Source organism: Clostridium hominis (genome assembly GCF_014287825.1).
GTDB lineage: Bacteria > Bacillota > Clostridia > Clostridiales > Clostridiaceae > Clostridium > Clostridium hominis.
In genome coordinates, this window is record NZ_JACOOO010000004.1 from 1 (window position 1) to 12919 (window position 12919).

13 protein-coding genes are annotated in these 12919 nt (G+C 28.4%); 3 read left to right on the forward strand and 10 right to left on the reverse strand.

The window, feature by feature from the left end; genetic code table 11:
• Positions 1-135: 135 nt before the first annotated feature.
• The 8 genes from H8S20_RS20615 to H8S20_RS01880 form a co-directional block, all read right to left on the reverse strand.
• On the reverse strand, positions 136-258 hold the full coding sequence (locus H8S20_RS20615; RefSeq protein ID WP_279288157.1) for a hypothetical protein: 123 nt from the start codon (positions 256-258) through the stop codon (positions 136-138).
• Between the two features lie 109 nt (positions 259-367).
• A complete protein-coding gene (locus tag H8S20_RS01850) occupies positions 368-622 on the reverse strand; it encodes a hypothetical protein (protein WP_186859174.1) in 255 nt (84 codons plus the stop codon).
• A gap of 85 nt (positions 623-707) precedes the next feature.
• Complete coding sequence (locus H8S20_RS01855) at positions 708-851, reverse strand: hypothetical protein (RefSeq protein WP_186859175.1); 144 nt, start codon at positions 849-851, stop codon at positions 708-710.
• A gap of 11 nt (positions 852-862) precedes the next feature.
• The gene (locus H8S20_RS01860; protein ID WP_186859176.1) at positions 863-1786 is read right to left on the reverse strand and encodes a M15 family metallopeptidase; all 924 of its coding nucleotides are present in this window, start codon (positions 1784-1786) and stop codon (positions 863-865) included.
• Between the two features lie 12 nt (positions 1787-1798).
• Positions 1799-2701, reverse strand: a complete 903-nt coding sequence (locus tag H8S20_RS01865; protein WP_186859177.1) for a 3'-5' exoribonuclease YhaM family protein — start codon at positions 2699-2701, stop codon at positions 1799-1801.
• Between the two features lie 195 nt (positions 2702-2896).
• A complete protein-coding gene (locus tag H8S20_RS01870) occupies positions 2897-3988 on the reverse strand; it encodes an acyltransferase family protein (protein WP_032119628.1) in 1092 nt (363 codons plus the stop codon).
• Positions 3989-4115: 127 nt separating this feature from the next.
• Positions 4116-6263, reverse strand: a complete 2148-nt coding sequence (locus H8S20_RS01875; protein WP_032119629.1) for a YhgE/Pip domain-containing protein — start codon at positions 6261-6263, stop codon at positions 4116-4118.
• 366 nt (positions 6264-6629) lie between these two features.
• The gene (locus tag H8S20_RS01880) at positions 6630-7925 is read right to left on the reverse strand and encodes a VanW family protein (protein WP_032119630.1); all 1296 of its coding nucleotides are present in this window, start codon (positions 7923-7925) and stop codon (positions 6630-6632) included.
• 188 nt (positions 7926-8113) lie between these two features.
• Here H8S20_RS01880 and H8S20_RS01885 point away from each other — a divergent pair, with 188 nt between their 5' ends.
• Together H8S20_RS01885 and H8S20_RS01890 are read left to right on the forward strand one after the other, a co-directional pair.
• Positions 8114-9262, forward strand: a complete 1149-nt coding sequence (locus H8S20_RS01885; RefSeq protein WP_032119631.1) for a DEAD/DEAH box helicase — start codon at positions 8114-8116, stop codon at positions 9260-9262.
• A gap of 649 nt (positions 9263-9911) precedes the next feature.
• Entirely contained in the window at positions 9912-10742 is an 831-nt protein-coding gene (locus H8S20_RS01890; protein ID WP_207725231.1) for a DegV family protein, read from the forward strand.
• Positions 10743-10870: 128 nt separating this feature from the next.
• On the opposite strand, the gene H8S20_RS01895 is transcribed toward H8S20_RS01890, so the two are convergent.
• The gene (locus H8S20_RS01895; RefSeq protein ID WP_032119633.1) at positions 10871-11209 is read right to left on the reverse strand and encodes an arsenate reductase family protein; all 339 of its coding nucleotides are present in this window, start codon (positions 11207-11209) and stop codon (positions 10871-10873) included.
• A 271-nt stretch (positions 11210-11480) separates the two neighbouring features.
• Here H8S20_RS01895 and cax point away from each other — a divergent pair, with 271 nt between their 5' ends.
• Positions 11481-12524, forward strand: a complete 1044-nt coding sequence (gene cax, locus H8S20_RS01900; RefSeq protein ID WP_032119634.1) for a calcium/proton exchanger — start codon at positions 11481-11483, stop codon at positions 12522-12524.
• Positions 12525-12584: 60 nt separating this feature from the next.
• Here cax and H8S20_RS01905 read toward each other — a convergent pair whose 3' ends face one another.
• Positions 12585-12731 carry a hypothetical protein gene (locus H8S20_RS01905; protein ID WP_186859178.1) on the reverse strand — a complete coding sequence of 49 codons (147 nt, stop codon included), beginning with the start codon at positions 12729-12731 and terminating at the stop codon, positions 12585-12587.
• Between the last annotated feature and the right edge of the window lie 188 nt (positions 12732-12919).

Below are 12919 nucleotides of genomic sequence, written 5' to 3' on the forward strand. Positions count from 1 at the left end.
AATAGTATACATCATCTAAATTTAAATTTCTATACTTTTTTTAATATATTTATATTATATTAAAATAAATGTTAATTAAATAGAAAGTATAAGCTAAATCCCCCACTATAAAATAATTGTTTCTTTATGAATTAATTATTTTTCTTTCTCCCAAGCAATCATAACAAACTCCTTACCAGTTTCTTCTTTAATCAATTCTTCTGCTCTCTTTACTGCATTATATTGTTTTTGATTTAAATCAGCTATTTTATAATCCATTAAATCCTCTCCTTATATTATTACTCAAAGTTATTTTTACTATTTTCAATATAATATATACAAAAAATAAGGAGCCACATTTAGTAGCTCCTTCTTAAACATCCATATTTTATAAAGATGTTTCCTTCTTTATTTCATTTATCATATCTTCTTCTGAAAAAGTTTTATCATCATATGTATTATATATTTCATTTAATGATACAGTATAATAAACATTTTTACTTCTCTTTTTCTTCTTTTCTTTTTCAGAATCATTTTCCTCTTTATTTTGCATGGTTTTTTTTACAAAAACCCCTGCTGCAACAGAGGCGGCAATCGCTGATAACGCTCCAAAAACTAATTTCTTACTATTTTTATTCACCATACTTTTCACCTCACTGTTATTAAAAATTATAAACATTAAAAAATAGTAAGTCAACTTACAAAATTATTACAAATGTGTAACATTATTATTCTTTATTATTTTCCATATCTGCTAATATAGTTTCAGGGATATTTTTATTCTTTTTACACACCATACGATCAATATCAATTAACATTGTATCGGAGCTAATAGCTTCTACAAAAGTATCTTCTTCTAATCCGTTTTTCATTTCTCCACTCCTTACTTATCTATAATACTGTTAATCTTCTGAATTAGAGCTTCTGTATCTTGATTTATTTCACAACCTTCATACCACTCTTTATTTTCTGTTACTTCATTATTTCCAAAACATTTCGCCTTTAATATTATTTCCGGTCTATATTCAAAGTGTAATATGTCAAAATGAGCCCATTTCCCTCCCCAAACAAAACCACATTCCTCAAAAGTCTTAACTATTTCCTCTGGATAAATAGAAATTCTATTTCCACCTTTTTCTCTATTACACCATTTCCAATAATCTGCTGGATCACTCTTTAAATCTATTGCAATAGCAAATGCATGAGGACTAAGCTGACCTGTATCTTTTATAACTCTATAATTAAAAGTTCCACTAGTGGGAGAAACAAAATTATATATCTTAGTATTTTGTTTAGCTAATTCACTTACTTTATTAAGAGCCTTTTCAAGATTATCTGCAGCTCCATTTATTTTATTAAACATCATCGTTCCATAATAAGTATTTTTATTAATTATATTTTTCTGTACAGCCTCTTTACTACCTCCATACACATTACTTAAGAAAGAATAAGACCTAATTCTTCCTGGATCTTTCCCTTCCTCCATTACATCAGTTATCATATCTAAAGGATATATTTGTTCTAATGTATCTTGGAGGTCAGAATTGTAAAATTTCTGTTCATGACTTTTTTCTTTTTTATCATCATAAAGAACCTTATTATTATTTTGCATTATTAGATAAATAAATCCCTCTTCATCTTTTTCAATGTCTTTAATACATTCAGGATATGTTAACATTAAAACTAATAAGTCTCTTTTAGTATTACATATATAATCATCTACATTTTCTTCATAAGCAAAGATACTACTTTCAATGCTTAATAGAAAAGACATAACTATAAATAAAACTTTAGCCAATCTCTTCATACTTTACCTCCACTATAAATATAACCTTGCTTCTAGTTTTCTATCATATTCTGTCCAACCACCATCTGGATATTTCTCTTTAATTTTTTCTATCTTATTCATCGTTGCATCTACATAATCGGCATAGTGAACAATATAAGATTCTTCCATATTCATATCTTTTGGTGATCCAAACTCCGGCTTTCCATGATGCTGAACAACACACCCTTTTATTCTAGCTTTAAAATCTTCTGAGTAAAGATTAGGTTCTGATTCAAAAGCTTTATTTAGCATTTGGATTCCTATAACTATATGCCCTTCCATTTCTCCTTTAAGAGTGTATTTAAAAGGTCCATCATAACTCATTTCATAAATTTTTCCTATATCATGAAGTTTTGCTGCTAATATTGCAATCTCTCTATTCTTACAATTATATCTTTCTGAAAAAACTGTACTTAAATACATAACTCCTAATGTATGTTCTGCAAGTCCACCTATATAATTATGATGCATTGATACGCCACCAATTGCTTTCTTGAATTTTTGTAAAAACTCTTCATTCTTAAAGAAATAATCATTTAAAGCTTTTCCTTCTCTCGAAATTATATATTCATCAGTGTATAATTCTAATTCTTCCACAATATCCTCTATTGGTCTCTTTACAGTTGGAAGATAGTCTTCAATTTCATATTCATCAATAAACTCATATTTCCTTACATCAAAATTCCCGTCCTTTTTACCTTCTACTAATATAACTCTCCCTTCAGTTACATCTCCTTTTTTACAAGGTATAGTTGCCTTTATATCTCCACTTTTGTCTGCCAATATAGCAACTACTTTTGTAGTATCTCTAAACATTACTCTCATAACCATCAAAGAAATTTTTGTGTTTTCACCACTTTTTACATCATTTAAAAATATGTCTTTATTACTCATATGTCCGCCTCCACTTTTCTCACTCTATAAAATAGTATGCGCAATGAATAATAAATTATTGAACTATCTCTTATTTTATAATTTTATACTTATTAATAAATTACAAATAAAAAAGCCAAGAATAAAAATTACTCTTAGCTAATTTATATCAAAAAATTTTTAAAGACTTCGATTCAAATATATCTACATTAAAATTTATTTCATTCCTAATAATACATCCATAAATTTAATTCTTCTGCAAATCTCATAAGCTATAAATGTTAATCCAAATGATAAAGTAATTATTAGAACTATTGAAATCCATGCAGGTAAAGTTAATGGTAATATATAAAATGCTAAAACTAACAATATAGTTTGATGCAAAATATATACTGGAAAAGATGCTTTATTTAAATAATCTAATACTTTATTCTTCTTATTTAAATACCTAATTCCATAAGAAACTATAGTTATTCCCATAATTAACGATATGGTGCTCTTTAATATTCCATCTAAAGTATATACAACAACTCCATTTTGAGTACCTCTTAACAAGAAAAGGTATACTGCTCCTACAAAAATTGTAGCCAGTGTTAATTTTAAAAATAGTCTTCTATTATTAGATAATCTTTCAATAACCTCAGTATCACTATAAGCCGCATAACCTAAAATAAATAATAATAAATTAGTTAATACTCCCTTTCCACCTATAGTTGGTATCATTTCTAAAATTATTAATGATGCTAATACCCATAATAAAGCTTGCTTTCCTAAAACTATCGGCTTAACTTTATTACTTATAGCTTTTCCTGGTCTTGTCTTCATCCATTTAATTATAAGAACACCTACGATAGATATTGTAAATAAAAATATTATGAACCAAAGATGCGCCGGACTAAAATTACCATCAAAGCCCATAAAGTCACTTACATTAGTAAAAAACATCTTTAAATGACTAAAATAATTTATATTTCTTTCACCTCTCCACAATCTAGCTAAGTATGTTTGAGGAGGCACAATAACAACAATTCCAAATATAAAAGGTATAAGTAATCTTTTTGCTCTTTCTTTTATATACTGTCCTCCGTTTCTCTTTTGAAGAGCAAAATAAGTTGATGCACCTGCTAAGAAAAATAAAAGTGGCATATACCAAGAAAATGTTAATAATATAAATATATTTGAAAATAAGTTGCTACGTTCAGCCTTAATATAAAAATCTCCAAAATCAGTGAATAACACTGCTGTATGATAGACAAACAACATTAATATACAAATATTTCTAATCCAATCGATTTCATTTCTTCTCATTAAACCCCTCCATCTCTGTTAACAATTTGTTTACAATAATTATTTTACCATAGCTAGTATAAAAATAATATAAAAAAAGATGCAAGATATAAAGTATTTATTTAACTCTATATCTTGCATAATCTATTTATTCTCCAAGTCCACTTTTTTTAAAGTTTTGAACAAATCCTTCTGATAACTTATTTATAGGTTTCTTTAATAATAAAGCAACTAATAACGATGCTACTATATAAATTAATGAAATAATAATATCTTTAGTTAACACTGACTGTACAACTCCTCCAATAGCTTCTCTTGCAAAAGATATTGAATATGTAAATGGTAAAAATGGATTAACCACTTGGAAGAATCTTGGGGTTAATTGAATTGGGAATGTTCCACCTGATCCAGCTACTTGTAAAACAAGTAGTATAATTCCTAATACCTTACCTACGTTACCAAACACAGAAACTAAAGAATATACTATAAATGTGAATGTTATAGCTGTAAAGACTATTCCAGCTACAAATAGCGATGGATTAACACAATAAATTTTTAGTATATATAAATCTCCTAAGGCTACTATTAACGCTTGTATTATAGCTATAGTTAAGAATAATAATAGCTTTCCAAAATAAACTTGTCTTGGAGTATAATCTCCTTCTTTCTCTGCAGAGATCATAGAACTTAGTAGCATTAATCCAACCCAAAGAGATAAAACTGTATAGAATGGAGTCATTGCTGTTCCATAATTCCCCATTGGGTATAATTTATTTTCAACTATATTCACAGGATTTGCTAAGAAGTCACTTCGTTTTGCCACATCGGCCTTTAATAAGTTTACAACCTCTTTTAATTCATCTTCATTACTAATGTTAGCCATTTTAGTAACTAAATCATTTATCATAGCCTCAGCTTCTGGTAAAGCCTCTTTAACAAATGCAATTCCTTCTTCACCCTTTTGAGCTCCTGAATAAGCTATGTTTAATATATCTTGTACTTGAGGTAATGCAGCTTCTGCTCCTTTAAGTATTTCTAACGCTCCACTTGCAGTATTGTAAGCCACATTTAAAGTATCATTTAATGCTGGTATTATTGTTGAGTCATAATTAGCATATATACCATCTGTAATACTAGCTACATCATTGGCAACACCAATTATATTGTCTAGCAAAGATAAATCTATTACAACTCCGCTATCAACCTTAGTCTTAATATCATTTAATGTTCCTAATGCTGCGCTTAAAGAATTACTAATATTAGTTAAACTATCTATAGCACCACTTAAAGACCCACCTGAAAACTTATTTAATGTATTTAATATATTAAGTACTGAGTCTGCTGTAGATTTTAACCCATTTACCTTAGTTATCAAATTATTCACCATTGCTGGTGCATTATCAGCTCCGGTATTTATAGCATCTTTAACTCCTTGAGTATATGTTGCTATATCTCTTGAAACTTCACTTACTATTTTTATATCTTGCTTAATAGTAGGTGATAATTTTTCAACTGCTCCTTGTGATGATGTTATAAAGTTTTGCACTTGGCTACTTAAATTTTGAGCATTTGTAATAGTATCTTGAATTTTTGGTATATCATTTTGTATATCTGCAATTAGAGTTTGAATTTTTTCAGCTCCATCTGCCGCTGTATCTACAGTATTATTTATATCTCCAAAGCTTCCTTGAATTTTAACTAATGAGTTATATATAGTTGTTATCTTTGGTATTTGTTCCTCTAATTTTATTCCTAATTCATTAGCTACTCCGAAAATCGCATTACTTACAGTTTCAACTATAGATTTACTTACCTGTTCTTGAAGTGCTGTAGCTCCTTTATCTGTAAGCTTTGGTGCAATAGCATTTATTTTTTCATTAACTGTATATATAATTTCTCCCTTTTTAATATCTTCACTTATAACAGAAGTTAAATCTACTGAGAAATTTTCTGGAATTGTTATCGTTGCATAAATCTTTCCCTCTTCAACACTTTTTTCAGCCTCTTCTGCTGATAGAAATTGCCATCCAAGATCTTTATTATCCTTAAGATTTGCTACAACTTCATCCCCAATATTAATTTCTTTACCATTAACATTAACGCCCTTATCTTTATTAACTACCCCTATACTTATACCACTTGTAGCTTCTTGTGAATAGGGATCCCATGATGCCTTTATATTAAACCAGGCATATAATGATGGTATTATACATAAAGCAATAACAACTATAAGTGCCGCATAATTTTTAAATATACTACTTATATCCTTCTTATAAATTTCAAATATCTTCTTCATCTTTTGTATCTCCTTACTACTTATCCCTTCATATTTCATTTACTATTATTTGTATTTCCTATAATAAATATGACACTCTAAGATTGTACTATTTTCTTTTTCTCATATATAAACTCAATCTTAATATTTATCCCTCACAACCATAAACTGTACAACTTTTCCCTCCTTTAGCCGCATAATTTACCTAGAATTATATTACTCCCTGAAAATTAAAAGTCAAATTTAAAAAATATTATTTTCCTTCAAATTAGTTATGATTTCATAATCAATTTACTATTATCTATTTTTTTCTCTTTTTTTCAATATCCCCATAAAAATAAAAAGAGCTGCTAAAAAGCAACTCTTTTTATAATTATTTACATCTAACTAAAATGGTTTATAAACACTACTATCTAAATATACTTCTGATATACATTCACCAGCTGAATTATATCCATATAAATAAGTATCTGCAGATAGAGCTCCTGTTTGATAAGCTTTTGGTTCATATGTTACCCCACCAGTAGCTTGGCTATTAGACCAAAATTCAGCAGTTATTGAACCACCACTAGCATATACATTAACTACTACAGGATAATCATAAGGATTAGTAAAGACTAAATCTGGCCATTCATCTCCTATAGTTGCATCTAAACCTTGTGGAACATATCCAACAGTCATTTCATGATATGTCCTAAAGTCTGGAATTATACCTGCTCTAAGCTCTGCATTATATATTGTGCTAGAAATTTGGCATACACCTCCACCATATCCAGGAACTACCTTACCATTAAGGTAAGTATTAGCAGAAACAAATCCATACTCTGGAGTAGTAGGCCCTATAGCCTCTACTGTTGAAAAAGAATCTCCAGGCATAAGTAATACATTACCTATCATTCCTGCTCCTATTTGAATATTTGTCCCACTTGGTCCTGGTTGGAAATAAGTTGTGTATGAAGATATTTTTGTATCTACTGTTTTTAATGCTTCAGCTGTTATTTCAGGATCTACCTCTTTAAGATTTCCTTCAATTGAAACTAACTCATCTCCATGTATATCTTGTAAAGCTGTTTTTATGTTATTAAATAATTCATCTTTATTTAACTCATATCCGATTTGTCCTTCTGTTACACTTACAGAATCCCAGCTTACACTTATACTTGCATTTATTGGCTCTATCTTAACTTGTTCAGCTATTGTATCTATAAACTCTGAAATCTTAGCCTCACTATAAACTACTTCATAACCATAACTTCTACTTTCTGGCTCCTTTATCAAGGCAAGTTTTTCTTTGAAATTTTTATCTTTTCCAAAGCTTAAAACTTCATTTTCAAAAGTATCATAATCAATAGTTGTCTCAAGATTTAAATAACTCTTTTCAAATTTAGAATCACCAATAGTCACATTAATTTTTCTTGATGAAATCTCATTAACCTTTTCTTCCAAAACAGTATGCAATTCACTTTTAGTAAAGCCTGAAACATCTGTGTCAAACACAAAAGTTCCTGGGTATACCTTATCTTCATAACTATTAACAAGTTTCTTATTTTCAGAATTAACATAAGCTGCAGTAGATGCAACTAATATAATTACTGCTAATACAGAAAAAAATAAGATTTTCTTTAGTTTGCTGGTAGGCTTTGTTACTACCTCATTAGTTTGTGGTGCAATATTATTATCCATACCCTTCTCCCCTATAATATAAAAGTATTATTCCATTTAATAATCCAGTAGTTATATTATATAACTTTTTGTATTTTTTTACAATTAATATTCCTTTATCTTTTTCCGATAAAGTTAGCTATAAGTCTACATAAAATTTTATTTTATTGTATACTAATATAGATAATACTAAACTTAAGGAGAAAAAAATGAATAAAACATTTAGTGAACTTGACGTAAATTTAAATATAATAAAAGGTCTTGAAAAGCAAAATATAACAGAACCCACTCTAATTCAATACCTAAGCATACCAAAAGCATTAGAAAATAAAGATATTATAGGTGAAGCTCATACAGGAAGCGGTAAAACTTTAGCTTATCTTATTCCTTTATTCCACAAAATAGATACAGAAAAAAGAGAAATGCAAGCTATAGTACTTGCTCCTACTCATGAGCTTGTTATGCAAATAGAATCTCAAATAAAGTTACTTAACACAAATTCTGAAACTAAAGTAACTTCATTAACTATTATGGGTGAATCAAATATAGAAAAACAAATAAAAAAATTAAAAGAAATTAAACCACATATAATAGTTGGTTCTCCTGGTAGAATTTTAGATCTTATCAGAAAGAAAAAAATAACAGCTCACACTATAAAAACTATAGTTATAGATGAAGCCGATTCTTTACTTCGTAACAATAGAACTAGTGTTATAAAGGATATAATAAAAACAACTATGAGAGATAGACAGCTTATGTTCTTCTCAGCTAGTATCAGCCCTGAAGCTTTGAAAGAAGCAAAGTCATTAGTTAAAGAAGATGTAGAAATAATTAAAACAGAAGCAAAAACTTCTTTAAATCCAAATATAGAGCATATATGTATACTTGGTGATAATAGAGATAGATTTGAAAATTTAAGAAAACTTCTAGTAGCAGAAAAACCAAAAAGAGCTATTGTCTTTGTTAATAACAATACTGAAATGGATGTACTTACAAACAAGCTAATGCACCATAAAGTTAATGCTATATACATAAGTGGTAAATCATCTAAAGAAGATAGAAAAAGAGCTATAGATAGCTTTAAAAATGGAAAATGTCCTGTTTTAGTTTCTTCTGATTTATCTGCCAGAGGTCTTGATATACCTGATGTAACGCACATAATAAACTTAGACTTCCCTGGTAGTTCAAATGAATATCTACATAGAGCAGGAAGAACCGCCCGTGGATTAGGTTCAGGAAAAGCAATTTCTTTAATAACTGTAAAAGAAATAAAATGGGTTAACTCTTACGAGAAAGAATTTAAAATTAAATTTATTCCCGCAAGACTATATATGGGAAAATTAGAAAGACTTGATTAGCGCCTAAAGAAATAGAAACTTTTGCTAACGCTAATAGAAATATGCCTACGTCAGTTTATCTATGCCGTAGGCGTATATTTATCTGTTCTGAAAGAACATATTTCTATTTGCAAAGGCAAATATTTCTCTAGCCGAAGGCTATATTTATCTTGCATAGCACTCAATAATTTCCCCATAATAAATATAGTGATAATCATCTTTAGGATAACTTATCTTTGACTACTCTGTAAAACTATCTGTATGAATTCTATCCACATAAGTAATCCTACCCTCATAATAAATATTGCTATTATCTACTACTGGAGTTTCTGTAATCTTTGCTGGTATAAATCTTATATTAGCTTCTTTTTTGTTATCTATATCTCTCCCTGATTTTCTTCCTCAAAGAGTAAGAACTTTTTTCATAAAACCTCATCTCAACATTTCCTATTATGCTGTATAAGTAACTATACAAATTTATTTATCTAATATTATTCTTAACTAATTATTTATGTTATTAAATATGTAAATAAAGCTCGAAATTCATCATATAGTTTTGAAAACTATCTCTTGCATAGTTAATGTCGATATGATATTATTTTCTCAAGAAAATATTTAGCAAATCAAATTATTTCAAAGTAAAAAGGAGGATCTTATAAGCAAAATCGCGTTGATCACAGATAGTACCTGTGGATTACCCAAAGAATATGTTGATAAATATAACGTACACATTGTAAATTTAAAAATAATATATAAATCTGGTGAATATATAGATGGAGTTAATATCACAGCTGATGAAGTTTACTCTAAAATAGAGGAAGAATTGCCAACTACATCAATGCCTTCAGTTCAAGACGCTTGTGATTTATATGATAAACTTATTTCTGAAGGATACACACATGCTATTGTTCTTCCAATCTCTTCTGGATTATCTGGAACAATAAATAGCTTTAGATTAGCTAGTGAACAATATGATGATAAAATAACTTCTTTTATATTTGATACAAAAATTCTTTCAATGGCTGTTGGCTTAATAGTAATTGAAGTTGGTAAAATGATTAATAACGGGGAAAACTTTGATGTAATATGTAAAGCTATACCTACTCTTAGAGAGAGAGTTAATATGTACTTTACTGTTGATACCTTAGAATATTTAATTAAAGGCGGAAGAATAGGAAAGGTAACTGGTGGTATTGGAGAGCTACTTAATTTAAAACCTATAATAACTATGGCTGATGATGGTAGCTATACTAACTTTGCAAAGGTTCGTGGTTCAAAACAAGCATTTAATAAGCTAGTAAAGCTTGCTACAGAAATATTAGATCGTGGCAGAGGAAAAGTTATAATTATGACAGGTACTATGAAGGAAGAAGCAGAAGCTTTAAAATCAATATTAGAGAAGCATCAAAACACTATATTTATGCACTGTGGAACAATAACTCCAGCTGTAGGAATACACTCTGGTCCTAGACTGCTAGCAGTTGCTGTTATGGAAGAGTAAAATAAATTGCGAAGCAATTTAATTAAAAATTATAAATGCTAAATGATAAATTAAGAAAAAAAAGAAACTGCCTAAGCAGTTTCTTCCTTAATTTATAATTGAAATTTTATAATTCTAAATTAAATAAATTACTCCCATTCATTCCATACTTCTGGCTTATATCCTACAGTAGCTTGTTTTCCATTTCTAACTATAGGCGTTACATATACTGAAGGATTTTTAAATAAAATCTCTTCTCGCATATCTGCACTTCTTATTTTATCTAAGTTTAATTTTTTATAATCCTTTGATGATTTATTTATTAAGTTTTCTAATCCTACTGAATTTTTAACACTAGATAACTCACCTTTACTTAATGATTTTTCTTTTAAATCTATAAACTGAAATTTAATTCGTCTTTCCTTAAAATATCTTTCTGCCTTTTTAGTATCAAAGCATTTTTTAGTTCCAAAGATTTGTATATTCATTTTTCCACCTACCTATTTATAATAAAACTCACTACTCATATATATTCGTAGGAGTATAGCTTATGTAAATTCAAGTTACCAAATTACCTATACCCCATGGGTAAAATTTAAACTTTCAGTTATGTAAATTCTCTATTCCAGCATAAATAAAGATTTAAAACTTCACTTATAGTATATATTAAAAATAATTTCTCTCCAATTATTTTTATTAATAATATTATTTATTATGGAAAACATATATTATATATTCAAATGATAGGTTGTGATAATTATGAAGATATTAAAATTTATGTTAATTTTTATACCAATTAGCATAGTTGGTAAGTTTATGAACTTCTCTCCATCAGTTATGTTTATCTTAGCGGCATTATCAATAATACCTTTAGCAGGTCTCATGGGTGAAGGAACTGAAGAAATTTCATTTTACTCTGGCCCTAAAATTGGTGGCTTTTTAAATGCTACTTTTGGTAATGCAACAGAACTTATAATATCATTTTTTGCCCTTAAAGAAGGCTTATTTGAAGTAGTTAAATCATCAATAGCTGGAGCTATTATTGGAAATATTCTTCTCGTTCTTGGTGCTAGCATGTTTGCAGGCGGATTAAAGCACAAGGTACAAAAATTCAATATAAATGTTGTAGATACTACTTCTAGTATGTTACTTTTCGCTGTAATAGGTTTATGTATACCAGCTGTATTTACTCATACCTTAGACCCATCATTATTAAATACTCGATATGAAGGTCTAACTTTAATAGTTGCAGTAGTTATGTTTATATTGTACCTATGTAGTTTATTCTTCTCATTTTTTACTCATAAGGACTTATATTCTGTTACATATGAAGAAGAGGGAAAAGCTAAATGGTCATTAAAAAAAGCCATTACTGTATTAGTAGTAGCTACTGTATTAATTGCTATTGAAAGCGAATTCCTAGTTGGTGGTGTTGAAGATATTACATCAAAATTGGGTTTAAGTGAATTTTTTGTTGGTATAATATTAATTCCTATTATAGGAAATGCAGCTGAACATAGTACAGCTATAACAATGGCTCTTAAAAATAAAATGGATGTAGCTCTTGAAATAGCTTTAGGATCTAGCTTGCAAGTAATATTATTCGTTGCACCTATACTTATATTTTTAAGCCTTTTGTTTACACCAATGAGTATAATCTTTAATCAATTTGAACTTATTGCTTTAATAGTATCAGTTCTAATAGCTAATAAAGTTGCAGGAGATGGTGGCTCAAATTGGCTTGAAGGAGCTCAATTAATGGCTGTGTATTTCATAATAGCAGCAGGATTTTTCATTTTATAAGTTAAAATAAAAAGTGCATGTTAAATAAGTCTTAAAACTCATTTAACATGCACTAATTTTCTAATAATTATTTTTTTCTTCTGAATTGAACACTTTAGATAATTCTATACCTAATTCTCTGCAAGCTTCCTCTAGGCTACAACCCATTTCATCTACGTATTTAGCTACATAAGAATTCAAATCAATTTGTGCATATGTGCATTCCATTCCTACTCCTCCTAATCTTTATTTTATTATTATTTATATAAAACTATTCTTAAACTATTTTATGTATTTTTTACAAGTTTTTTACACATTTTTAATTGTCTTATTATTATATATTATTTTTTTATAAAATTCTATATTTTTTAATTTTTCTGTCAATTTATTTATATAAAAAAACAAGAAGCTAAAAA